The sequence below is a fragment of the Halomonas sp. PGE1 genome, assembly GCF_013000985.1.
Classification (GTDB): domain Bacteria; phylum Pseudomonadota; class Gammaproteobacteria; order Pseudomonadales; family Halomonadaceae; genus Halomonas; species Halomonas alkalicola.
Map to the genome: position 1 here is coordinate 1098961 of NZ_CP053032.1, position 23949 is coordinate 1122909.

20 protein-coding genes and 5 tRNA genes are annotated in these 23949 nt (G+C 67.7%); 11 read left to right on the forward strand and 14 right to left on the reverse strand.

The window, feature by feature from the left end; translation table 11 throughout:
- Window positions 1–21: 21 nt before the first annotated feature.
- The 3 genes from HIR79_RS05210 to HIR79_RS05220 all read right to left on the reverse strand — a co-directional run bounded on the left by HIR79_RS05210 (window position 22) and on the right by HIR79_RS05220 (window position 2715).
- On the reverse strand, window positions 22–537 hold the full coding sequence (locus HIR79_RS05210; protein WP_169957523.1) for a hypothetical protein: 516 nt from the start codon (window positions 535–537) through the stop codon (window positions 22–24).
- Between the two features lie 114 nt (window positions 538–651).
- Entirely contained in the window at window positions 652–2448 is a 1797-nt protein-coding gene (locus HIR79_RS05215; RefSeq protein ID WP_169957524.1) for a sodium:solute symporter family protein, read from the reverse strand.
- Between the two features lie 6 nt (window positions 2449–2454).
- Window positions 2455–2715 carry a DUF4212 domain-containing protein gene (locus HIR79_RS05220; RefSeq protein WP_119021982.1) on the reverse strand — a complete coding sequence of 87 codons (261 nt, stop codon included), beginning with the start codon at window positions 2713–2715 and terminating at the stop codon, window positions 2455–2457.
- 689 nt (window positions 2716–3404) lie between these two features.
- Here HIR79_RS05220 and HIR79_RS05225 point away from each other — a divergent pair.
- From HIR79_RS05225 to ttcA, 3 genes are all read left to right on the forward strand, one after another.
- Window positions 3405–5222 (forward strand): putative nucleotidyltransferase substrate binding domain-containing protein, encoded by a 1818-nt coding sequence (locus HIR79_RS05225; protein WP_169959474.1) that lies wholly within the window; start codon window positions 3405–3407, stop codon window positions 5220–5222.
- 66 nt (window positions 5223–5288) lie between these two features.
- Window positions 5289–5915: a 3'-5' exonuclease gene (locus HIR79_RS05230; protein WP_169957525.1), complete on the forward strand. Its 627-nt coding sequence runs from the start codon at window positions 5289–5291 to the stop codon at window positions 5913–5915.
- Window positions 5916–5998: 83 nt separating this feature from the next.
- A complete protein-coding gene (gene ttcA / locus HIR79_RS05235; RefSeq protein WP_169957526.1) occupies window positions 5999–6928 on the forward strand; it encodes a tRNA 2-thiocytidine(32) synthetase TtcA in 930 nt (309 codons plus the stop codon).
- 114 nt (window positions 6929–7042) lie between these two features.
- On the opposite strand, the gene fnr is transcribed toward ttcA, so the two are convergent.
- The 11 genes from fnr to ccoN all read right to left on the reverse strand — a co-directional run bounded on the left by fnr (window position 7043) and on the right by ccoN (window position 18108).
- Window positions 7043–7786: a fumarate/nitrate reduction transcriptional regulator Fnr gene (fnr, locus tag HIR79_RS05240; RefSeq protein ID WP_169957527.1), complete on the reverse strand. Its 744-nt coding sequence runs from the start codon at window positions 7784–7786 to the stop codon at window positions 7043–7045.
- A 97-nt stretch (window positions 7787–7883) separates the two neighbouring features.
- Window positions 7884–9206 (reverse strand): oxygen-independent coproporphyrinogen III oxidase, encoded by a 1323-nt coding sequence (gene hemN, locus HIR79_RS05245; RefSeq protein ID WP_169957528.1) that lies wholly within the window; start codon window positions 9204–9206, stop codon window positions 7884–7886.
- Between the two features lie 161 nt (window positions 9207–9367).
- Window positions 9368–10066, reverse strand: coding sequence for a sulfite exporter TauE/SafE family protein (locus HIR79_RS05250; RefSeq protein WP_169957529.1), 699 nt, complete (start codon window positions 10064–10066; stop codon window positions 9368–9370).
- A complete protein-coding gene (gene ccoS, locus HIR79_RS05255) occupies window positions 10066–10296 on the reverse strand; it encodes a cbb3-type cytochrome oxidase assembly protein CcoS (protein ID WP_169957530.1) in 231 nt (76 codons plus the stop codon). Before ccoS ends, HIR79_RS05250 begins: the two co-directional genes overlap by 1 nt.
- Complete coding sequence (locus HIR79_RS05260; RefSeq protein ID WP_169957531.1) at window positions 10293–12782, reverse strand: heavy metal translocating P-type ATPase; 2490 nt, start codon at window positions 12780–12782, stop codon at window positions 10293–10295. The genes ccoS and HIR79_RS05260 overlap by 4 nt, the downstream gene beginning before the upstream one ends.
- A gap of 30 nt (window positions 12783–12812) precedes the next feature.
- Window positions 12813–13337: a FixH family protein gene (locus tag HIR79_RS05265; protein WP_169957532.1), complete on the reverse strand. Its 525-nt coding sequence runs from the start codon at window positions 13335–13337 to the stop codon at window positions 12813–12815.
- Between the two features lies 1 nt (window position 13338).
- Complete coding sequence (gene ccoG / locus HIR79_RS05270; protein WP_169957533.1) at window positions 13339–14778, reverse strand: cytochrome c oxidase accessory protein CcoG; 1440 nt, start codon at window positions 14776–14778, stop codon at window positions 13339–13341.
- A gap of 129 nt (window positions 14779–14907) precedes the next feature.
- Window positions 14908–15837: a cytochrome-c oxidase, cbb3-type subunit III gene (ccoP, locus tag HIR79_RS05275; protein ID WP_169957534.1), complete on the reverse strand. Its 930-nt coding sequence runs from the start codon at window positions 15835–15837 to the stop codon at window positions 14908–14910.
- Complete coding sequence (locus tag HIR79_RS05280; protein ID WP_110068484.1) at window positions 15834–16049, reverse strand: cbb3-type cytochrome oxidase subunit 3; 216 nt, start codon at window positions 16047–16049, stop codon at window positions 15834–15836. Before HIR79_RS05280 ends, ccoP begins: the two co-directional genes overlap by 4 nt.
- A gap of 2 nt (window positions 16050–16051) precedes the next feature.
- Window positions 16052–16660, reverse strand: coding sequence for a cytochrome-c oxidase, cbb3-type subunit II (ccoO, locus tag HIR79_RS05285; RefSeq protein ID WP_110068485.1), 609 nt, complete (start codon window positions 16658–16660; stop codon window positions 16052–16054).
- Between the two features lie 23 nt (window positions 16661–16683).
- Window positions 16684–18108, reverse strand: a complete 1425-nt coding sequence (ccoN, locus tag HIR79_RS05290) for a cytochrome-c oxidase, cbb3-type subunit I (RefSeq protein ID WP_119021970.1) — start codon at window positions 18106–18108, stop codon at window positions 16684–16686.
- A 165-nt stretch (window positions 18109–18273) separates the two neighbouring features.
- On the opposite strand from ccoN, the gene HIR79_RS05295 reads away from it, so the two are divergent.
- From HIR79_RS05295 to HIR79_RS05330, 8 genes are all read left to right on the forward strand, one after another.
- Window positions 18274–18990, forward strand: coding sequence for an alpha/beta family hydrolase (locus HIR79_RS05295; protein ID WP_249322256.1), 717 nt, complete (start codon window positions 18274–18276; stop codon window positions 18988–18990).
- A 119-nt stretch (window positions 18991–19109) separates the two neighbouring features.
- Window positions 19110–19185: transfer RNA gene (locus tag HIR79_RS05300), tRNA-Val, on the forward strand.
- A gap of 41 nt (window positions 19186–19226) precedes the next feature.
- A tRNA-Asp gene (locus HIR79_RS05305) sits at window positions 19227–19303 on the forward strand.
- Between the two features lie 27 nt (window positions 19304–19330).
- Window positions 19331–19407: transfer RNA gene (locus HIR79_RS05310), tRNA-Asp, on the forward strand.
- Between the two features lie 52 nt (window positions 19408–19459).
- Window positions 19460–19536: transfer RNA gene (locus tag HIR79_RS05315), tRNA-Val, on the forward strand.
- 3 nt (window positions 19537–19539) lie between these two features.
- Window positions 19540–19616: transfer RNA gene (locus HIR79_RS05320), tRNA-Asp, on the forward strand.
- A gap of 550 nt (window positions 19617–20166) precedes the next feature.
- Window positions 20167–21543, forward strand: a complete 1377-nt coding sequence (gene ltrA / locus HIR79_RS05325) for a group II intron reverse transcriptase/maturase (protein ID WP_211620692.1) — start codon at window positions 20167–20169, stop codon at window positions 21541–21543.
- Window positions 21544–21748: 205 nt separating this feature from the next.
- Complete coding sequence (locus tag HIR79_RS05330; RefSeq protein WP_169957535.1) at window positions 21749–23761, forward strand: FAD-dependent oxidoreductase; 2013 nt, start codon at window positions 21749–21751, stop codon at window positions 23759–23761.
- Window positions 23762–23949 lie beyond the last annotated feature (188 nt).

Genomic DNA, 23949 nt, shown 5'->3' on the forward strand with positions numbered 1-23949 from the left:
GGGAAGGCAGGCGGCGGGGCCTCAGGTCTCCCGGCAGAGCGCCTGGTAGAGGGCATCGTCCTCGTCGAGCGCTCGCATCGCCTCGAAGCGCGGCCGGCGCTCCTCGCCGATCAGGGGCAGCGTCTCGCGGGTGGCGCAGTTGATCAGCCAGGCCTGATGGGTGACCAGGTCCACGTGCTGCTTCTCGAAGCGGTAGCGGATGTACTCCACCAGCCGCTCGCCGTTTGCATCGCGCACGGCCATGCTGTCGCGATCCACCACGCTGAAGGCGTTGGCCATGGGGAAGGCGTAGGTCCAGGGGCGCCAGAACATCGAGCCGTGCTCGACCTCGACCACGCTGGCGGTGGCCGGCAGCTGCGCCTGCTTGTGGGAGAACCACGAGTACTCGTAGTGAATCTGGTAGCCGAGCATGCCGAGCCCGCCGAACACCGGGATGATCCAGGTCGGCAGTCGCTTGCCGCTGGCCATGCGCAGCAGCATGCCGATGCCGGCGGCGCCGAGGCCGGCGAAGACCGCCGCGATCAAGTGCCAAATCATGAAGTGTCCTTGCTCAAAGCGATCGGGCTTCCCTAGGGAAGCCCGATCGGTGGAGGTTGACTGGCCCGGCGAACCGGGCCAGGGGGCCATTATGGCCCAGAAAGCCTCGGGAGGTTAGTGGTCGACGGCGGTACCCGCACCCTTGGGATAGCGCACGCTCTCCACCAGGTCCTGGATCTCCTGCGGGGGCTCCTTGGTCACGCTGGAGAGTGCGAAGGCCACCGCGAAGTTCATGATCGCACCCACCGCACCGAACGACAGCGGGGAGATGCCCAGGATCCAGTTGTCCGGGGTGTTGGGCAGCATGTTGGTGCCCGGCACGAAGAACCAGCCCAGGTAGGTGAAGATGTAGAGCAGGGTGGCGATGAGACCGGTCAGCATGCCGGCGACCGCACCCACGTTGTTCACCCGCTTGGAGAAGATCCCCATCATCAGCGCCGGGAACAGCGAGGCGCCGGCGATACCGAAGGCCAGGGCCACCGTCTGGGCGGCGAAGCCTGGCGGGTTGAGGCCCAGGTAGGTGGCCAGCAGGATGGCACCGCCCATGGAGATCCGCGCCGCCAGCATCTCGCCCTTCTCGGTGATGTTGGGGTTGATCATGGTCTTGATCAGGTCGTGGCTAATGGCCGAGGAGATGGCCAGCAGCAGGCCTGCCGCGGTGGAGAGGGCCGCCGCGATGCCGCCGGCGGCGATCAGGCCGATGACCCAGCCCGGCAGGTTGGCGATCTCGGGGTTGGCCAGTACCAGGATGTCGTTGTTGACCGACAGCTCGCTGCCTTCCCAGCCGCGTGACTCGGCGGTCTCGGCGAACTCCGGGTTGGCATCGTTGTAGAACTGGATGCGCCCGTCGTTGTTGAGATCGTTGAAGGTGATCAGGCCGGTCTCCTCCCAGGTGCGCACCCAGTCAGGCCGCTCCTCGTAGAGGATCGGGTTGGCCGTGGCCGCCTCGTAGTCCTCGACCTGGCCGGACATCTCCGGATAGACGGTGGTCATCAGGTTGAGGCGTGCCATGGAGCCCACGGCCGGTGCGGTCAGGTAGAGCAGGGCGATGAACACCAGGGCCCAGCCGGCGGACCAGCGTGCGTCGGCCACCTTCGGCACGGTGAAGAAGCGGATGATGACGTGGGGCAGGCCCGCGGTACCGACCATCAGCGACAGGGTGAACAGCACCATGTTGAGCTTGTTGTCCACGTCGGCGGTGTAGTCCCGGAAGCCCAGGGCACTGACCACTTCGTCGAGCTTGGCCAGCAGCGGCACGCCGGACTCGGTGTGGGTGCTGAACATGCCGAACATCGGAATCGGGTTGCCGGTCAGCTGGAAGGCGATGAACACTGCCGGGATGGTGTAGGCGATGATCAGCACGATGTACTGGGCCACCTGGGTGTAGGTGATGCCCTTCATGCCGCCGAATACCGCATAGAGGAACACGATGAAGGCCGCGATCCAGATGCCCCAGGTGTTGGAGACCTCGAGGAAGCGCGAGAAGGCCACGCCGGCACCGGTCATCTGGCCGATGACGTAGGTCACGGAGGCCACGATCAGGCAGATGACGGCCACCAGGCGCGCCGCCTTGCTGTAGAAGCGGTCACCGATGAAGTCCGGCACGGTGAACTTGCCGAACTTGCGCAGGTAGGGCGCCAGCAGCATGGCCAGGATCACGTAGCCGCCGGTCCAGCCCATCAGGAACGTTGAGTTGGCGTAGCCGCCGGAGGCCAGCAGGCCGGCCATGGAGATGAACGACGCCGCGGACATCCAGTCGGCCGCCGTGGCCATGCCGTTGGTGATCGGGTGGACGCCGCCGCCCGCCACGTAGAAGTCCTTGGTGGAGCCCGCTCGGGCCCAGATCGCGATGCCGATGTAGAGGGCGAAGGAGGCCCCTACGAACAGCAGGTTGATGGCAAATTGGCTCATGCTGGCTTACTCCCCCAGACCGAATTTCTGATCGAGCTTGTTCATCTTCCAGGCGTAGAAGAAGATCAGCACGATGAAGGTGAGGATGGAGCCCTGCTGGGCGAACCAGAAGCCCAGATCGGTGCCGCCCACGGGAATGCCGGAGAGCAGGGGCCGGAACAGGATCGCCATTCCGTAGGAGACGAAGGCCCAGACGATCAGGCATCCCGTGATCAGGCGCACGTTCGCCTTCCAGTATTCGGACGAATCGACTTTCTCTTCTGCCATTGTCGTGTTCTCCACTTGTTATTGGTGGGGTTGGGAACTGGGGGTCTGTCGGTTGCGGGTCACCAGGGCAATCGCATGTCGTGTGTCAGGCCCTTGCGAGCCCGGGGGCTGATCCCGATGGGCGTGGTCCAGATCCCGCCGGTATCGGCAGGCATCGTTGTCGTGCGATTGCCCTGCATGATGCATGGTGGATAGTGGGCAATGAGTGGCAAAAATGAATCCCAGACTTTCGTATCATGAGAAAAATACGATTCAATGCGGTGTCAACGAATCCTTGTCAATCAAAAGGATGGGGGCGTGTTTCTGCTGAGTTACACGAGGTACGTCAGCCAGGTTAGGACGATGGTATAGGGGGTGTGAGAGGGGCGGTCGGGGGCGGGCGCGACACGGCTTGGACGATCGTCTAAGGAGGCGGAGGAAGACCAAAGTCGCAGGGTCGCTGCGTTCGCGGGCGAGGCTTGGACGATCGTATAGGGGGCCAAAGGGGGAGACGATCGTCTAGCTTATAAGGGCGACAGGGAGGTTGCTATGCTGCCACCAGTCCTACGAGACCCAACAACAACCCCAACAATCATCTGGTGGCGGCCACAACGCCGTTTTCCTCTCCGGCCCCCTCGTCTGTCGATCGCCTGCTGGCGGTGGCGCGACAGGGAGGCCCGAGTCGGGATGCCGCCCGCGAGGTCTGCGCCATGGTCGAGGTCGATCTTTCCCAACCGCCGTTCACCCTGCTCGACGAGGCAGGCCGCGAGCGGGTTCGCCAGGGCGTGGACCTGGCCTACTTCGATCGCGACGAGATCATCCTCGAAACGGGGCAGGCCGGTGAGAACCTCTTCCTGATCCACAAGGGGGAGGTGGCGGAAGTCGACCCCACCCTGCCCGCGGCCCGCTCGCGCATCGGCCACTACACCCGCGGCGACCTGTTCGGCGCTATCAGCATTCTCAACGGCAAGAGCCGCTACCGCTTCCGTGCGGAGCAGGAGAGCCTCTGTTACCTGCTGCCCAAGGCGCTCTTTCTCGAGCTCTGCGATGACTGTCCCCCCTTCGCCGAGTTCTTCCGCCAGACCCTGGCCCACAAGGCGCGCCTGCTGACCGAGCAGCGTGCCGAAGGCGGGGTGACCATGGCCGGCTTCATGCTGGCCCGGGTCGACGAGTGCATGCGTGAGCCGCTGATCGTGCCGGCCGCCACGACCATCGCCGAGGCGGTGACCACCATCAACGAGCGCCATGCCGACAGCCTGCTGGTGGCGGGTGATGCCGGCCCCGGCATGATCACCAAGACCGACCTGCTCAACGCCCTGGTGGTGGAGGAGCGCGACCGCGACAGTGCCCTGGACGGGATCGGCAGCGCCGAGCTGATCACGGTGGGGCCGGGGCAGTACCTGTTCGAGGCGCTGGTGGTCATGACCCGCCACAAGGTGGAGCGGGTGGTGGTGGTGGAGAAGGGGGCGCCGGTGGGGGTCGTCGAGCTCACCGACGTGCTCAGCTACTTCTCGAGCCGCAGCTACGTGGTCAGCCTGCAGGTCGAGCAGGCCGAGAGCCTCGAGGCCCTGGCCGCCGCCAGTCGCCGCACGCCCGAGCTGGTCAAGGCGCTGATGGCCCAGGGGGTCAAGCTGCGCTTCGCCATGGGCCTGCTGGCGGCGCTCAACGGACGGATCATGCACAAGGCCTGGGGCTTCCTGGTCGACGAACGCTACCACCGCGACAGCTGCCTGATGGTGATGGGCAGCGAGGGGCGCGGCGAGCAGATCCTCAAGACCGACCAGGACAACGGCCTGATCCTGACCGACGATCTGGAATGGCCCAACTGCGCCGAGCAGATGCAGCGGCTCACCGAGACCCTGATCGAGCTGGGCTACCCGCCCTGCCCCGGCAACATCATGGTCTCCAACCCCGAGTGGGTCGGCACCGTGACCCAGTGGCGCGAGCGCATCGCCCGCTGGGCCGAGAAGCGGGACGGCGACAGCCTGATGAAGCTGGCGATCATGCTCGACTCCCATGCGGTGGCCGGCAACCCGGCCCTGCTCGACCGGGTGCGCGACGAGCTGTTCGCGCGCTGCTCCGGCGACGAGCTGCTGCTCTCCTACTTTGCCCGCACCATCCTGCGCTTCTCCACGCCGCTGACCCTGTTCGGCTCGCTCAAGCGGCCCCAGCATGGCATCGACATCAAGAAGGGCGGCATCTTCCCCATCGTTCACGGGGTGCGGGTGATGGCCCTGGAGCGGCGCATCCGGCCGACCTCCACTCTGGAGCGGCTGGACGCCCTGGCGGCGGATGGCCGCCTGGAGCCGCGCTTCGCCGAGGACCTCGGGGAGGCGCTGTCGCTGTTCACCGAGCTGCGCCTCAAGCAGCAGCTCGCCCATCTGGACAGCGGTGGCGAGCGCAAGCCCGACCGCGTGGTGGTGCAGGAGCTCTCCTCGCTGGAGCGCGACCTGCTGCGCGAGGCGCTGCATATCGTCAAGGACTTCAAGCAGCGCCTCTCGCACCGCTTTCATCTGGAGTATTCGTGACGGCCTGAGCTTGCACGAAGGCATGACGATGCACGAAGGAACGACAATCACAACAGGAGACCCCTCATGCTCAAGGTCCTGCGGCGCGCTGCCGACCGAAGACGGCACGCCAACGGCGACTACGCCTGGCTCTTTCACCCCTATACCGGTGACGAGATGGTGGTCATCGATACCGAGACCACCGGGCTCGATACCCGCAGCGCGGAGCTGGTCTCCATCGCCGCCGTCAAGGTGCGTGGCGACCGGGTGCTGACCAGCGAATCCCTGGACCTGCGCCTGGCGCGCCCGGCCTCGCTGTGTGGCGATTCGATCCGCATTCACGGCCTGCGCGGCATCGACCTGGAGGGCGGCATGGCGGTGGACGAGGCGCTGGAGCGCCTGCTCGACTTCGTCGGCAATCGCCCGCTGGTGGGCTGGCAACTGGACTTCGACCTGGCGATCCTCAATCGCGAGCTGCGCCCGCGCGTCGGCTTCGAGCTGCCCAACGCCACCATCGACGTGGCCCAGCACTATCTGCGCCGCCTGCGCCGCCGCCATCCCGAGGTGGAGTCGGCGCCGCGCTTCGAGAAGGTGGCCGAGCTGCTGGACGTGCCGGTGATGGGGCGCCATACGGCGCTGGGGGATGCGGTGACCACGGCGCTGATCTTCCTGCGCCTGGAGCGCGAGGCCAGTGCCCTGCGGGGCGATGCCTGAGGCGTGACGGCGTCGCCTGACGTCGCCGGCGATGGTAGGATGGGCGCCCGTCATTTTTGCCCGCACTGGCAGCGCCGACCGACATGCAAGACGCCGTGATCTTCGACCCCCGCGACACCGACGCCGAGGCCCCCGCCGGGGGCTCCCCGCAGCAGGAGGCCCCCTCGCCGCTCCTCGATGCCCTGGATGCGCGGGGCAGGCGCGAGTTCAACAAGCTCCAGAAGCGCCTGCGCCGCCAGGTCGGTAACGCCATCATCGACTACGGCATGATCCACGAGGGCGACCGAGTGATGGTCTGCCTCTCCGGCGGCAAGGACAGCTACACCCTGCTCTCGATCCTGCGCAGCCTGCAGCGCAACGCCCCGATCGACTTCTCGCTGGTGGCGGTCAACCTCGACCAGAAGCAGCCCGGTTTCCCCGAGCAGGTGCTGCCCGAGTACCTCGAGTCCATCGGCGTCGAGTACCATATCCTCGAGCGCGACACCTACTCGGTGGTCAAGGAGAAGACGCCGGAGGGCAAGACCACCTGCGCGCTCTGCTCGCGGCTGCGCCGCGGCTCCCTCTACGGCTTCGCCGAGGAGATCGGCGCCACCAAGATTGCCCTGGGCCACCATCGCGAGGACATCCTCGAGACGCTGTTCCTCAACCTCTTCTTCGGCGGCAGCCTCAAGGCCATGCCCCCCAAGCTGCTCTCCGACGACGGCAAGAACATCCTGATCCGCCCGCTGGCCTACTGCCGCGAGGCGGATATCGCCGAGTTTGCCCGGCTGATGGCTTTCCCGATCATCCCCTGCAACCTGTGCGGTTCCCAGCCCAACCTGCAGCGCCAGGTGGTCAAGGAGATGCTCGCCGAATGGGAGAAGAAGCACCCCGGGCGCCTGGAGAGCATGTTCAAGGCGGTGACCAACGTGGCACCGTCGCAGCTGGCCGACCGCGAGCTGTTCGACTTCGCCGGGCTCGAGGAGGCGCAGGCGCGGCGGCAGGCCAGCCGCATCGAACTGCTGAACGAGTAGCCCCGACACCGGCGCCAGGGTTCGGGAACTCATGGCTCGACAACCAGAAACCCCCATCGGGCACTCGCCTGATGGGGGTTTCTGTGTGAGGGGTTCAGGCCAGGCGGCCCGGGGCTACTTGGCCCCTTCCTCCTCGGCGACCAGGATCAGTGACTCCAGGTCGAGGATATGCACCTCGCGGCCCGAGACCTCCACCAGGCCCTGGCTCTGGAAGCGGCCCAGGATGCGACTGACGGTCTCCACCGCCAGGCCCAGGTAGTTGCCGATATCGGCCCGGGACATGGAGAGCCGGAAGCTGTAGGGGGAGTAGCCGCGCCGGCGGAAGCGGTCGGAGAGGCTGGTGAAGAAGCTGGCCAGGCGCTGGTCGGCAGTCTTGCGAGAGAGCAGGCGCATCATGCGGCGGTCGTCGCGCAGCTCCTTGCTCATGCTGCGATAGAGCTGGCCGCGTAGCTCGGGCAGGGACTCCGACAGCTGGTCCAGGCGATCGAAGGGGATCTCGCACACGGTGGTGGTCTCCAGGGCCACGACCGTGCCGGGATACTGCTCCTCGTCGATGCCGTCCAGCCCCACCAGTTCGCTGGGCAGGTAGAAGTTGGTTAGCTGGTCGTCGCCGCTGCCCTCGGTGGTCACCTGCTTGAGGCTGCCCGAGCGCACCGCATAGACGCTGGTGAAGGGGCTGTCCTGGCGGAACAGGGTCTCGCCCTTCTTGAGGGGCGCGCGCCGTCGGATGATGGCGTCGAACTGGTCCATGTCCTGAACCTCGAGGGCCAGCGGCAGGCAGAGCGAACTCAGGCTGCAGGTCTGGCAGCGAGTCTCGTGCAGTACAGAGCGCCGCCGTCCGGTCAGGCTATCGGGCATGGCCGCCTCCTCCTTGATCATGATCATGTCGACCATTATGGAGGAAACTTCGGGCAGGGCAAACCACCTCCAAGGAGGTAGGCCCGCCCGGCCTGGCTTACGCCACCGGGGTGGCCTGGGGATCGAAGGCGGCGAGCAGGTGGGTCAGGCCCCAGAGCCCGTCGGGGGTTACCCGCAGGCACTGGCCGTGGCGCTCGAGCAGCCCCGCCCGGCAGAAGGGGGCGAGGCGCTCGAGGGCACCGGCCAGGGCCGCGCCGGCGTCGAGCCCATGGGCCTGCGAGAGTGCGGCCAGATCCAGCTCGCGGCGACAGGCGAGCGCCTCGATGGCATCCCGGTGCAGGCGTTCGACCGCGTCCAGCCGGTAGCCGGCGCTGGCGGGCAGCTGGCTGGCGTCCAGCGCCGCCTCGTAGTCGGCCAGGCTCAGGGCGTTGCGGGCCAGGGTATCGCCGACCCGGCTGAGGGCGGCGACCCCGAGGCCGAGCTGGTCGCCGGGCGGGTAGTGGGTGTAGCCCTGCAGGCCGCGGGCCAGGCGACCCTCCCCCAGGGCCTGGGCCAGGCTGTCATCGGGGCGGGCAAACTGGCCGAGCCCGATGTGCACGTAGCCGGCGTCATCTAGCCGCTCGCGAGCCGCCTCGAGGATCGCCAGCCGGGTGGCGGCGTCGGGCAGATCCTCGGCGTCGATCTCGCGCTGGGGGCGGTAGCGCTCCGGCAGGTGGGCGTAGCGGCGCAGGGTGATGCGCGCCGGGGTCATGGCGATCACCTGCTCCACGGTTTCGCCGAAGCCCCGGGGGGTCTGCAGCGGCAGGCCCACGATCAGGTCGAGGTTGAGGGAGTGGAAGCCGAGGCGTTCGGCCTCGTCCACCAGGGACTCGGTCAGCACCCGGGGCTGGACCCGGTTGATCGCCTTCTGGACGCGCAGGTCGAGCTCCTGGACGCCGAGGCTCAGGCGGTTGAAGCCCAGCGCCTGAAGGTGGCGCAGGGTGAAGACATCGGCCTCGCGGGGGTCGATCTCGATGCTGAAGTCGCGCCCTCGGGCGCCGGACAGCCCGAAGCGGGCGTCGAGGCGGTCGAACAGGTCGCCCATCTGGTCCAGCGAGAGGAAGGCGGGGGCACCGCCGCCCCAGTGCAGGCGCTGCACGGCCGGGAGGCGGCCCAGCAGGCGGCTCACCAGCACCATCTCGCGGTCGAGCCGCGTGAGGTAGGGCTCGGCCTGGCGGCTGTCCCGTGAGGGCACCCGCTGGGAGGCGCAGAAGCGACAGGCCTGCCGGCAGAAGGGCAGGCGCACGTGCAGCGCCAGCGGCGCGCCGGGGGAGCGCTCGGCCAGGGCCCGGGTCAGCGCCGCGGGGCCGTCCCCCGTCGCCAGGCGGGCGGCGTCGGGGTAGGTGAGGTAGTGCGATCCGTCGTGGTCATGGTACTGCATCGAGGGCCTGCCTCCGGCAGTCCAGGATGGCCCGGCGCGATCGTTGCGTTTCGCCTGAACGGGCATGACGGCGCTCCCGGCTATGGATGTGCTCTCCATGCTAGGGCGGCTAGACGCCGGCGGCGTTGAGCTGCGTCAATCCGGCGTGGAATAGTGCCGAATCAGCCGTGACCCTGAGCGGGCAGCATCAGCCACAGCTGCCACAGGGCGAAGGCGATGATCGACAGCGCGGCGATGCTGCGGGTGGCCCGGTGGCGAATCAGCCCCCCCAGCTGGCGCGCCGCCAGGCCGGTGGCGAGCAGCGCCGGCAGGGTGCCGAGGCCGAAGGCGCCCATCAGGGCGGCGCCCTTGAGGGGGTCGGCCGTGGCTAGGCTCCAGGCCAGCATCGAGTAGACCAGCCCGCAGGGGAGCCAGCCCCAGACCGCACCCAGCGCCACGGCCTGGGGGACCCTCACCACCGGCATCAGCCGCCTGCCCACCGGCTCCAGGTGGCGCCACAGGCGCTTGCCCGCGGCCTCGACCCGCAGCAGCCCTTTCCACCAGTCGGCGATATAGAGCGCCATCAGGATCAGCATGACGGCGGCAAGGCCTTGCAGGGCGATGCGCATGCCGGGGGTGAGGCTGAGCAGGGTGCCGAGGGCGGCGACCAGGGCGCCGGCCACCATGTAGCTTGCGATGCGCCCCAGGTTGTAGCCCAGCAGCAGGCCCGCGAGGCGCGCCGGGGAGCGCATGCTGGGGGGCACGGCGAAGGTCAGGGCGCTCATGATGCCGCCGCACATGCCGATGCAGTGGGCGCCGCCGAGCAGGCCGAAGACGAAGGCCGCCGCGAGGGGTGGCAGGCCGAGTCCGGTGGGATCCATCAGGGCTCCGGGTCGGTGTTGCGGCGCTCCTGGGCGGCGCGCTCGCGGGCCTCGCGGCGGCGCTGGCGCTCCTCGGGGGGCAGGTCGTTCTCGTCCTCGTCGAAGAGGATGCGGTGGGCGGGGCCCTCCAGGTCCTCGAACTGGTCGTTTTTCACCGCCCAGAAGAAGGCCCAGACGGCCAGGCCCAGCAGGATCAGCGACAGCGGGATCAGCAAGTAGAGAATGCTCATGGGGTCACCCGGCTCGGTTCAGGGGATGGCGTGGGCAGGGGGGTGGCGGCGGGCATGGCGCGGCTGCGGAAGCGGTTGAGACGCAGGGCGTTGCCCACCACCACCAGGGAGCTGGCCGACATGCCCATGGCGGCCAGCCAGGGGGGCACCAGGCCCACGGCGGCGATGGGCATGGCGGTGAAGTTGTAGCACACCGACCAGATCATGTTCTGGCGCATCACCCGGCGGGTGGCGCGGCTGATCTCGACCGCCTCGACGATGCGTGACAGGCGCGGGCTGAGCAGGATGGCATCGGCGCTGGTGCGGGCCAGGTCGGTGGCACCATTCATGGCGATGGCCACGTCGGCGCCGGCCAGCACCGGCACGTCGTTGATGCCATCGCCCACCATGGCCACCTTCTCGCCGGCCGCCTGGCACTCGCGGATGCGCTCGAGCTTCTCCTCGGGCGTGGCACCGCCGCGCCAGGTGGGGATGTCGAGGCGTCGGGCGAGGTCGCCGGCGGCCGCGGGGGTGTCACCGGAGAGCAGCTCGACCTCGAGGCCCAGTCCCTTGAGCGCCGCCACGGTGTCGGCGGCATCCTCGCGCACCCGGTCCTGCAGGGCGAACCAGGCCCGCGGCTCGCCCTCCTCGGCGAGCAGCAGCCACTGCCCCTCGCCGGGTGCGGCGGGCGTCGCGTCCGGAGCGGCGAACTCGGCCTTGCCGAGCCGCCAGCGTCGACCGTCGAGGATGCCCTCGAGGCCCTGGCCGGTGCGGCTGGCCACCTCGGAGGCGTGCACCGTAGCCAGCCGGTAGGGATGGAAGGCGCGGGCGATGGGGTGCTCCGAGCGCGCCTCCAGGGCGGCCGCCAGGGTGCGGGCCCGCTCGGCGTCGAGGCCGGCCAGCGGGCGCGTCTCCACCAGCGTCATCTGGCCGCTGGTCAGGGTGCCGGTCTTGTCGAGGATCACCCGGTCGATCTGGGAGAGCGACTCGATGGCATCGGCGCGGGTCACCAGCACGCCGCGGCGGCGCAGCTGGCCGTGGCCGGCGGTGAGCGCGGTGGGGGTGGCGAGTGCCAGGGCACAGGGGCAGGTGACCACCAGCACCGAGAGCATGATCCAGGGCATGCGCGCCGGGTCGATGAACCACCATGCGATGGTGACCACGGCGGTGACCACCAGCAGGCGCAGCACGAATAGGTGGGCCATGCGCGCGGCCATCTGAGCCAGACGCGGGCGGCTGGCGAAGGCGCGATCGGTGAGGTCGACGATGCCGGCGACGCGAGCGTCGCGCCCGGCGTGGGTCACGCGCACCACCAGGGGGCTCTCGATGTTCTGGCTGCCGCCGGTGACGGTGTCGCCGAGGCGCCGGGTCACCGGCAGGTACTCGCCGGTGAGCATGGACTCGTCGAGGCTCGACTCGCCGTCCTCGATCATCCCGTCGGCGGGCACGCCGTGGCCGGGCTTGACCAGCACGCGGTCGCCGGCGGTCAGCTCGCTGGCCGGCAGGATGCGCTCCTCGCCCTCGTCGGTGAGGCGAATGGCCGAGAGCGGCAGGGCGCCGGCCATGGCGTTGCCGCTGTGGCCGCTGCGGCGTCGGGCCCGGGCCTCCACGTAGCGCCCGAAGAGTAGGAAAAAGGTGAACATGGCCGCCGAGTCGAAGTAGACCTCGCCCTTGCCGGTGATCACCGCATAGCCGCTGGCGGTGTAGGCGAAACCGATGGCCAGGGAGACCGGCACGTCCATGCCCAGCACCCGGGTGCGCAAGTCGCGCACGGCGTTGCGGAAGAAGGGCGCCGCCGAGAAGAACACCACCGGGGTGGTCAGGGCGAAGGAGAGCCAGTGGAAGAGGGCGTGGAAGTCCTCGCTGATGCCCTCGGGGCCGGCCACGTAGATGGGGATGGAGAACATCATCACCTGGGCCATGCCCACCGCGGCGATGATCAGCCGGCGCACGTTCATGCGCTCCTCGTGCTGCAGGCGCGCCTGGGCCTCGTCCGGCTCGTAGGGCTGGGCCTGGTAGCCGATGGCGGCCATCTCGGCCAGCAGTCGCGACAGCTTGACCGCCTCGGGGTCCCAGCTCACCCGCACCCGGTGGTGGCTGAGGTTGACCGCGCTGGAGTCGACCCCCTCGATGGCATTGAGACGGTGCTCGATCAGCCAGGCGCAGGCCGCACAGGTGATGCCGTCCACCGCCAGGGTGGCGTGGACCCGGCCGCTGTCGTCGCCCTCCGCATGCACGAACTGGCGCTGCAGGCCGGGGTCGTCGAACACCGCCCAGGTCTCGGAACGCACGCTGTTGTGTTCGTCGGGGCGCTCCGGAAGCTCGGTGCGGAAGCGATAGTAGCTCTCCAGGCCGCCGTCGACGATGGCGTGGGCCACCGCCTCGCAGCCGGGGCAGCAGAGCGGCTGGCGGGTGTCATCGAGGGTGATCGACCAAGGGGCGCCGGGGGGGACCCGGCTGCCGCAGTGGTAGCACTCTGCCGAGCCGACAGCGACGGCGTCACTCATGGGCGCAGGATACCTCGCCGCTCAGGCATGTCAGGAGTCGGTGTCGGGCGCGGCCCGGCCGGGAGTCAGGCGCACGGCCTCCTCCTCGGGGAAGCGTCCCTCGCCCACCAGGCGCCACTCGGGCGCGTCACCCTGGGGCTGAACCTGCAGGTACCAGCGGTAGCGCAGGTTGTCGGGGGCCTGGCCGAGGTAGCGACCGTCGCGCACGTGTTCCAGGGTAAGCTCGATATCGCGATCGTCCTGGGTGGGGAAGATCAGCTCGAAGTCGAGCCTCTCGGGGAAGCCGTCGCCCCCCTCCAGGTCCAGGATCACGTCGCTGGTGAGCGGGTCGATGCGCAGGCTGGCGGAAAGGCCCAGTTCGGCGGCACGCTCCTGCTTGGCCAGTACCATGTTGATGGCCCGGCCGTGCTCGTAGTAGTCCTCCTGCACCATGCCGTCGGCGCTCTTCACGGCCAGGTAGGCGAAGGTCGAGCTGACGCTGATGGAGAGCATCAGCAGGCCCATCAGGAACCAGGGCCAGAATTGCTTGTACCAGGGGGGCACGGGGTGGGACATGTCATCTCCGGATCTCGCCGATGAAGCGGGTCTCGCGCTCCATGGCGATGCGTGGGTGGTCATCGGCCTCGATGCGCAGGGTGATGGGGTGGCTGGGGCGCTCGATCACCGCCGGGTCGGCGGTGATCGTCACCACGGCGCGGCGGCTGTCGCCGGCGGGTACCGTGAGGCGCTCGGTGTCCAGGGTCAGCCCCGGCAGGCCCGAGGCCTCCAGGCGATAGCTGTGTTCCTGGCCGTCCAGGTTGCGCACCATCAGCACATAGACGTTGCTCAGCCGGCCTTCGCGGGTCAGCTGGTAGAGCTGGGTACGCTCGCGCTCCACCTCGAAGCCCAGCGGCATGCGGTCGGCCACGGCCCAGGCGAAGACCCCGATCATCACCAGCAGGGCCGCCAGGTAGCCCATCAGGCGTGGCCGCAGGATATGGGTGGGCTTGCCCTCCAGGGCGTTCTCGGTGGTGTAGCGGATCAGGCCGCGGGGGTAGCCCATGCGGTCCATCACGCTGTCGCAGGCATCGATGCATGCCGCGCAGGTGATGCATTCGTACTGCAGGCCGTCGCGGATGTCGATGCCGGTGGGGCAGACCTGCACACAGAGGTCGCAGTCGATGCAGTCGCCGTGGCCGGCGGCCCGGGCCTGCTCGTGGGTGAGCGTCTTCTTGCGCGCCCCGCGCGGCTCGCCGCGCGCCGTGTCGTAGGAGACGATCAGGGTGTCGCGGTCGAACATCACCGACTGGAAGCGGGCGTAGGGACACATGTAGATGCACACCTGCTCGCGCAGCCAGCCGGCGTTGAGGTAGGTGAACACCAGGAAGAAGCCGGTCCAGAAGTAGGACCAGCCGTGGGCCTGCAGGGTCGGCAGGTCGATCACCAGCTCGCGGATCGGCGTGAAGTAGCCGACGAAGGTCACCCCGGTGGCCAGGGCGATGACCAGCCAGATGGCGTGCTTGGCACCCTTGCGCCACAGCGTGTCGGCGCTCATGGGCTGGTTGTCGAGCTTGATGCGCCGGTGGCGGCTCCCCTCCAGGCGGTGCTCGAACCAGATGAACAGGAAGGTCCAGACGCTCTGCGGGCAGGTGTAACCGCACCAGACGCGGCCGGCGAACACCGTGATGAAGAAGAGCCCGAAGGCGCAGATGATCAAGAGCCAGGAGAGCAGCATGAACTCCTGGGGATAGAAGGTGGCGGCCAGGATATGGAACTCGCGTCCGGGCAGGTCGAACCAGATCGCCGGACGGTCCCCCCAGGGGACCCAGGGCATCACGAAGAAGAGCAGCATCAGGGCCCAGTTGGCGCCGCGCCTCACGCGCTGGAAAAGCCCCTTGATCTCCCGCACGTAGATATGACGACGCTTCGCGTACATCTCCTGCTGCACCGTGGCGCCGGGCACATGGTGCTCGACCGGTGACGGTGTGACATCGCGAACGGAGATCTTGTCACTCATGGCAGGCTCACGGCAGGGAGGGGAGGGGGGCGGCGCTGATCTTGCGGCGCTCATTGTATCGAGTCGCCGGTCCAACGAGAAAGGGTGCGACCTGACGCCGCACCCTTTCGCTGGTTCCTGGCTCTCGGGTCAGTCCCGGAAGCGCAGGCTGTAGACGTAGGCGGCCACCAGGTGGACGCGCTCCTCGCCGATGTAGGCTGCCTGGGCCGGCATGTGCCCGTTGCGGCCGTTGCGCAGGGTCTGGCGCACGGAGTCCGCCACGCTCTGACCGGGCGCCTGGTAGAGCCAGATGTCGTTGGTCAGGTTGGGCGCACCCAGCGCCTGGTTGCCGGTGCCGTCGGGCATGTGGCAGGCCGCGCAGACCGAGGCGTAGGTGGCGGCGCCGCGCTCGGCGCGCTCCTCGTCATGCTCCAGGCCGGAGAGGGCGAGGACATGCTGGGTGACGTTCTCGATGTTGGTCTCGCCGAGCTGCTGCCAGGAGGGCATCAGGCCATTACGCCCACGCACCAGTGTATGGAGGATCTGCTCGGGCTCGCCGCCGTAGAGCCAGTCGTCGTTGGTCAGGTTGGGGAAGCCGTAGCCGCCCTGGGCGTTGGAGCCGTGGCACACCGCGCAGTTGTTGAGGTAGATGCGCTCGGCCACCTGCATGGCGTCGGCATCGCGAGCCAGCTCGGGGATCGGGATCTCCTGGTACTGGGCGAAGATCGGCGTGAAGCGCTCCTCGGCGCGGGCGACCTCCTCTTCCCACTGCCCCTCCTGGGTCCAGCCCAGCACGCCGGCGAAGTTGCCGAGGCCGGGGTAGAGCACCAGGTAGCCCAGCGCGAAGATCACGGTGCCCACGTAGAGCTGGAACCACCAGCGCGGCAGCGGGTTGTCGTACTCCTCGATGCCATCGGCGGCGTGTCCGGTGGTCTCGATGTTGCCATCGGCGTCGGGGATCTTGTCGGTCTTGCGGTTGGCGTAGAGCAGCCAGAAGGCAAGGCCGATGGAGCCCAGCGTGATGACGATGATCCAGGCGCTCCAGAACCCGGAAAGGGAGTCACCCCAGAGATTGTTCATGTGTTCCTGTCTCCCTTGCTCTTGCGGGAATCCGCCCCGTTCGGCGAGGCGCTCCTGTCACGGTTCGGTTGCTCATCATCATCGGCGAAGGGCAGGTGGGCCGCCTCGTCGAAATCCGGCTTGCGCCGCTTCGAGTAGGCCCACCAGGTGATGCCGAGGAAGGCCACGATCAGCAGACCGGTGATAATGCCGCGGAAAGTCCCGGTATCCATGCTCAGCGGGTTCCCTCGAGTACCGTGCCGAGCTGCTGGAGGTAGGCGATCAGCGCGGTGATTTCCTGCTGGCCGCGCACCTCGCGGGTGGCGTTGGCGATGTCCTCGTCGGTATAGGGCACGCCTACCATGCGCAGCGCCTCCATCTTTCTCGGCGTGCTGCTGCCGTCCAGGGTGCGCTCGAAGAGCCACGGGTAGGCGGGCATGATCGACTCGGGCACCACGTCGCGCGGGTTGTACATGTGGGCACGGTGCCAGTCATCGCTGTAGCGGCCGCCGACGCGGGCCAGGTCCGGGCCGGTGCGCTTGGAGCCCCACAGGAAGTTGTGGTCGTAGACCGACTCGCCGGCCACGCTGTAGTGGCCGTAGCGCTCGGTCTCGGCGCGGAACGGGCGGATCATCTGCGAGTGGCAGCCGACGCAGCCCTCGCGGCGATAGATGTCGCGGCCTTCCAGCTCCAGGGCCGAGAGCGGACGCAGCCCGTCCACCGGCTCCGTGGTCTGCTTCTGGAAGAAGAGCGGCACGACCTCGGCCAGGCCGCCGAAGCTGATGACGACAAGGATCAGCACGGCGAGCAGGCCAACGTTCTTTTCGACAATCTCGTGTTTCATTGGTGTCGGTATCCCCGGTTGGCTCAGGCAGTCTGCGGAAGCGGCTGACGAGCGCCTTCGCCGCGCTTGACGGTCATGGTGACGTTGTAGGCCATGATCAGCATGCCCACGACCCAGCACAGGCCGCCGATCAGGCGCACGATGTAGCCCGGGCCGCTGGCCTCGACGGACTCGATGAAGGTGTACATCAGGGTGCCGTCGGGGTTGATGGCGCGCCACATCAGGCCCTGCAGGATGCCGTTGACCCACATGGAGGCGATATAGAGCACGGTGCCGATGGTGGCCAGCCAGAAGTGCACGGCGATCAGGCCCACGGAGTGCATCTCGGTGCGGCCGAACAGGCGCGGGATCAGGTGATACATGGAGCCGATGGTGATCATCGCCACCCAGCCCAGGGCGCCGGCGTGCACGTGACCGATGGTCCAGTCGGTGTAGTGGGAGAGGGCGTTGACGGTCTTCACCGCCATCATCGGTCCCTCGAAGGTGGACATGCCGTAGAAGGAGAGGGCCACCACCAGGAAGCGCAGGGTCGGGTCGGTGCGCAGCTTATGCCAGGCGCCGGAGAGGGTCATCATGCCGTTGATCATGCCGCCCCAGGAGGGCGCGAGCAGGATGATCGACATCACCATGCCCAGCGACTGGGCCCAGTTGGGCAGGGCGGTGTAGTGCAGGTGGTGCGGCCCGGCCCACATGTAGACCATGATCAGCGACCAGAAATGCACGATGGAGAGACGGTAGGAGTAGACCGGACGCTCGGCCTGCTTGGGCACGAAGTAGTACATCATCCCCAGGAAGCCGGCGGTCAGGAAGAAGCCCACCGCGTTGTGGCCGTACCACCACTGCACCATGGCGTCGATGGCGCCGGCGTAGATGGAGACCGAGTACATGGCGGTGACCGGGATGGCGGCGTTGTTGACGATGTGCAGCACCGCGACGGTCAGGATAAAGGCGGCGAAGAACCAGTTGGCCACGTAGATGTGGGAGGTCTTGCGCTGCTTGATGGTCATCAGGAAGACGAGGGCATAGGTGACCCACACCACGGCGATCAGGATGTTGATCGGCCACTCCAGCTCGGCGTACTCCTTGGTGGTGGTGTAGCCCAGCGGCAGGGTGATCACCGCGGACAGGATCACCGCCTGCCAGCCCCAGAAGGTGAAGGCGGCCAGCTTATCGGACCACAGGCGGGTTTGACAGGTCCGCTGAACCACGTAGTAGGAGGTGGCGAACAGCGCGGAACCCCCGAAGGCAAAGATCACGGCATTGGTGTGCAGCGGCCGCAGGCGGCCGAAGCTGGTCCAGGGCAGATCGAGGTTGAGTTGCGGCCATACCAGTTGTGCGGCGAGGATGACGCCGAGGAGCATGCCGACGATGCCCCACACTACTGTCATGATCGCGAACTGCCGAACTACCTTGTAGTTGTAGGTCGGGTGTTCAAGTGCTGTGCTCATGTCAGGTTCCCATCGAACGCGGTAGCGGGTTTGAAGCTGCGTCAGTTTGCCACGGACCCAGCGCCCCCAGGATGATGCAGGTCAAGACGGTCGGGATTCTATCGCAGCCCGCCTCAATCCTGAACACGCCAATCGGTGTAGTCGGAGAACTCACGGGGAGATCCCTTGTCACATTATGCCGCTCAGGATTACGAGCCCATTACCTCGGTCCTCTGTCGCGAGCGCCTGCTCGAGGGGGAGCGTGGCCGCTGGCAGTTGCCCGAGGGCCCTCTGGAAGTGCGCGGCGAGGCCCGTGTCGGACGCCTGCTGATGGCCCATGGCGCGGGCGCCGGCCAGGATTCCACGTTTCTGGAACGCCTCCGCGATGCCCTGGCCGAGCGCGGGGTCCAGACCCTGGCCATCGAGTTCGCCTACCTGCAACAGATGCGCCGCGAGGCGCGCCGTCGGCCACCCCCGCGGGTCGAGCGGCTGGTGGAAGAGCTGGCCCGCTGGTGCGACATTCTGACACCCCATGCGCTTCCCCCGCTGTGGCTCGGCGGCAAGTCCATGGGCGGCCGCGTGGCGAGCCTGCTGGCGGCCCGCGATGGTGCCCCGGGGTTGATCCTGTGCGGCTACCCCTTCCATCCGCCGCGCAAGCCAGAGTCGCTGCGTCTCGCCCACTGGCCGCTGATTGCCTCTCCCACCCTGGTAGTGCAGGGCAGCCGCGACCCCTTCGGCAGCCGCGACGAGATCGCCGGCTACGACCTGGGTGGTGCCCGGGTCCACTTGCTCGAGGATGGCGACCACGACTGGCAGCCGCGGCGCGCCAGCGGGCGTACCCAGGTATCGCTGATCGACGAGGCCGCCGAGGCGATCGCCGGGTTCATGGCCGAGCACGCCTGACCTTGGGCTTGTCGAGGGGCAAGTCGATGAAATGCCGGCAAATGGTGGTTGCCGAGGGGGTGGGCAAAAAGCGTTGACATTGGCCGGCACCCCTGTAGAATGCAGCGCCACGTGACCAGGGGTGGTTAGCTCAGCTGGGAGAGCACCAGCCTTACAAGCTGGGGGTCACAGGTTCGAACCCTGTACCACCCACCATTGCCCTCGGGCGGTCGTGGATCACGTAGAAAGCACGCAGCGGACCGGTAGTTCAGTTGGTTAGAATGCCGGCCTGTCACGCCGGAGGTCGCGGGTTCGAGTCCCGTCCGGTCCGCCAACGTGTTTTCGCCAGGTGTCATCTTGCGGACCGGTAGTTCAGTTGGTTAGAATGCCGGCCTGTCACGCCGGAGGTCGCGGGTTCGAGTCCCGTCCGGTCCGCCACGATGATGGCCTGACAGCAGTAGAAAGTTGCAGCACGCTTTGCAGTTCACGTGGGTGATTAGCTCAGTTGGTTAGAGCACCAGCCTCACATGCTGGGGGTCACTGGTTCGAATCCGGTATCACCCACCACGCGGACCGGTAGTTCAGTTGGTTAGAATGCCGGCCTGTCACGCCGGAGGTCGCGGGTTCGAGTCCCGTCCGGTCCGCCAACTGCTGCAAGTGTTTCTGCCCGTGCATGTTCATGCACACGACTTCTCGAAGCCCCGAGCCCAGCCGCTCGGGGCTTCGTCGTTGTGCGCCAGGCATGGCGCGTAGCACCGATAGGTGCTGTTCCCGAGGGTGGTGCCTCGGGATGACTTGGGGGTGAAAGTCCCCTGCGGACCCTGATAGCGGGAACCGCTAGCCGAACAGCAAGGGTGTCCGCCGCGAGGCGGAATCTGAAGGAAGCTGAAGGCAAACTCCCGGCCTGACGAACAGGAATCGCATATGAGGCAGCCACATCTGGGCGAGAGGGCAATGACACTCGAAGCCCAATAGCTATCCGGAAGATGTGGAGGTAAATGCGGCGGGTAGATGGGAGGAAGGTCGCGCGTCTTACCCTGGGAGGTCTGGTGGTCTGCCACGGTGCTACCGGCGCCGAGAGGCGACGGGATGGGCCACCAGACGTCAGCAGAGGCCATAGTAAGTGCTGGTTCACCGCGGCACCAAGGGCCGAACATGAAGAACCGCGAGTAGGCGATGATGTCTCGAGGATCGATCATGAAGGCAGAAAGTGGCGCTGATACCGCCACCCACCCAGAGGGGCAGGGGCGGAACCCCGAGTCCCAGCCGGTGGGCGTCGAGACGATCCCGGCGTCGTCATCGTGGACGAAAGCGGAGCCCGCCCCGCTCATGGAGGCCGTGGTAGATAAGGCCAACATGGAGCGGGCTTACCGAAGGGTGGTCGCCAACAAGGGGGCGCCGGGTGCCGACGGCATGACGGTCCACCAGCTGGCCGACCACCTGAAGGAATGCTGGCCAACGCTGCGCGAGCGGTTGCTGGCCGGTGAGTACCACCCCAGTCCAGTCCGAGCCGTCGAGATCCCCAAGCCCAAGGGCGGGACGCGACAGCTCGGCATCCCCACGGTCACTGACCGGCTGATCCAGCAGGCGCTGCTGCAGGTGCTGACGCCGATCTTCGATCCGGGGTTCTCCGCATCGAGTTATGGCTATCGGCCCGGGCGCAGTGCCCAGCAGGCCGTCTCGGCGATGAAGGCCCATGTCACCGCCGGCCACCGCTGGGTGGTCGACCTCGACCTGAAAGCCTTCTTCGACCGGGTGAATCACGACCTGCTGATGGCGCGGGTCGCGCGCCGCGTCCGCGACAAGCGAGCGTTGCGCTTGATCCGGCGCTATCTGGAAGCCGGGATGTTCCAGGACGGCCTGGTCGCGCCACGCCGGCAGGGCACGCCCCAGGGCGGACCACTCAGCCCGCTGCTGGCCAATATCCTGCTGGATGACGTGGACAAGGAACTGGAACGCCGCGGCCACCGCTTTTGCCGCTATGCCGACGACCTGCAGGTGTATGTCAGGAGTCGGCGAGCGGGCGAGCGCGTCATGGCCAGTCTGAGTGATTTTCTCGAGAGCTCACTCAGGCTGACGGTCAATCGCAACAAGAGTGCGGTGGATCGACCCTGGCACCGGGGGTATCTGGGCTACACGCTGACCCGGCACAAGCGGCCGAAGCTGACGCTGGCCAAGACCAGCCTGCAGCGCCTGATGCAGCGTGTCCGCGAGATCCTCAAGCGTGGCAGGGGGCGCAACATACGGCGCGTTATCGAAGAGTTGACCCCGGTCCTGCGGGGCTGGGCCAACTACTTCTCCTTCGTCGACGTAAAGCGCCCGCTGGAAGTGCTGGAGGGTTGGATACGTCGCCGACTGCGTTGCGTGATCTGGCGGCAATGGAAACGCCCGCGGACACGGCGCCGCAAGCTACGGGCGCTGGGTCTGGACGACCATCGGGCGTGGAAGTCAGCGGGAAACGGGCGAGGCCCTTGGTGGAACGCCGGCGCCTCGCACATGAATCAGGCCTTGCCACGGAAATGGTTCGAGCAGCAGGGCCTGATCTCGGTACTCGATACGGTCAAGAGGGCTTAGTCGTTCTTCGTGAACCGCCGTGGTACGGAACCGTATGCCCGGTGGTGTGAGAGGACGGGGGAGGCGACTCCCCCTCCTACTCGATTCTGCCTCCTCCCTCGTTCCTGCCCCCTTGTTCCTCTGCCGTTTCCTGCATCGGGCTTTGCGCCTTCGCGCCCGCTGTCATACAGTTGTTTGAATTTGGATCAAGAACAAGGAGCATGCCGTGACTGCCTACCCTCATCTCTTCCGTCCCCTGACGCTGGGCCACCTGACGCTGCCCAATCGGGTGCTGATGGGCTCCATGCATACCAACCTGGAGGAGGCACCCGGCGGCTTCGAGCGCCTGGCCGCCTTCTATGCCGAGCGGGCCCGGGAGGGGGTGGCGCTGATCGTCACCGGCGGCATCGCCCCCAACCCCGAGGGTGCCGTCTTCCAGGGCGCCGCCACCCTGGAGCGGGAGGCGCAGCTGCCCGATCATCGCCGCCTGGTGGAGGCGGTTCACGCCGAGGGCGGGCGTCTCTGCCTGCAGATCCTGCATGCCGGGCGCTACGCCTATTCGCCGGAGCTGGTGGCCCCCTCGGCGATCCAGGCGCCCATCAACCCCTTCACGCCTCGGGAGCTCTCCGCCGACGAGGTGGAGCAGCAGATCGCCGACTATGTGCGCTGTGCCAGCCTGGCGCAGCAGGCCGGCTACGACGGCGTGGAGGTGATGGGCTCCGAGGGCTACCTGATCAACCAGTTCGTCTGCCGTCGCACCAACCGGCGCGATGATGCCTGGGGCGGGGCCTTCGAGAATCGCATCCGCTTCCCGGTGGAGATCGTGCGGCGCATGCGCGCGGCGGTGGGCGACGATTTCCTGATCATCTTCCGCCTCTCCATGATCGACCTGGTGGAGGAGGGCAGCACCCATGAGGAGGTGGTGGCCCTGGGGCGCGCCATCGAGGCCGCCGGCGCCAGCCTGATCAATACCGGTATCGGCTGGCACGAGGCGCGGGTGCCGACCATCGTCACCAGCGTGCCGCGGGCGGCCTTCACAGAGGTGACCCGCCGGCTAAAGGCCGAGCTCTCGGTGCCGCTGATCACCACTAACCGCATCAACATGCCGGAGGTGGCCGAGCGGGTGCTGGCCGAGGGTCATGCGGACATGGTCTCCATGGCGCGCCCATTCCTGGCCGACCCGGCCTGGGTCACCAAGGCCGCCGAGGGCCGGGCCGAGGAGATCAACACCTGCATCGCCTGCAACCAGGCCTGCCTGGACCATACCTTCGAGGGCAAGGCGACCTCCTGCCTGGTCAATCCGCGCGCCGGCCACGAGACCGAGCTCGTGATCGAGCCCGCCCGCGCGCCGCGGCGCATCGCCGTGGTGGGGGGCGGTCCGGCGGGGCTGGCGGCCGCAGTGACCGCTGCTCAGCGTGGCCATGCGGTGACCCTGTTCGAGCGCGGTTCCGAGCTGGGCGGGCAGTTCAACTACGCGCGCCGTATCCCCGGCAAGGAGGAGTTCGACGAGACCCTGCGCTACTTCCGGGTGATGCTCGACAGGCACCGGGTGCAGGTGCGCCTCAGCTGCGAGGCGGATCTCCAGGCGCTGCGCGCCTTCGATGCGGTGGTGCTGGCCAGCGGGGTGCGCCCGCGCGCCCTGGCGCTTCCCGGCAGTGACCACCCCAAGGTGATGGGTTATCCCACGGCGATCCTGCACCCGGAGCGGGTCGGGCGGCGGGTGGCGATCATCGGCGCCGGCGGGATCGGCTTCGATGTGGCGGAGCTGCTCACCCAGGGCGCGTCCTCGTCGCTGGACCGCGAGGCCTGGTGCGACGAGTGGGGCGTGGATCTCTCGGTCGCCATGCCGGGCGGGCTCAAGGCGCCGCGCCGCCCCGAGGTGCCACGCCAGGTCTTCCTGCTGCAGCGCAAGGCCTCCAAGCCCGGGAAGGGTCTCGGCAAGACCACCGGCTGGGTGCATCGCGCCTCCCTCAAGCACCGTGGCGTCGAGACGCTGGCCGGCTGTGAGTACCTGGGCATCGACGATGACGGCCTGCATCTCCGCCAGGAGGGCGAGGTCCGCCTGCTGGCGGTCGACAGCGTGGTGGTCTGTGCCGGCCAGGAGCCGGTGCGCGAGCTGCTCGACCCGCTGCAGGGGGCGGGCATCGAGGTGCACCTGATCGGCGGCGCCGAGGAGGCCGCCGAGCTGGATGCCAAGCGCGCCATCGATCAGGGCACCCGGGTGGCAGCCGCCCTCTAGATCCTTGCCCGAGTGCTTCGTGCCTCCCTCCAGGGCCCGCCGAGACGTCTCGGCGGGCCCTCGCCATCTTGCGTTGGCAAAACTGCCTCCCTGCCAACGAACCCTTGGTCGTCCACAGGCTCTTAGGGGATAAGGTCCAGCGTTGATTCGATGTCCGCTAATGCTGTGCCGGACTGTCCTACGCTGTG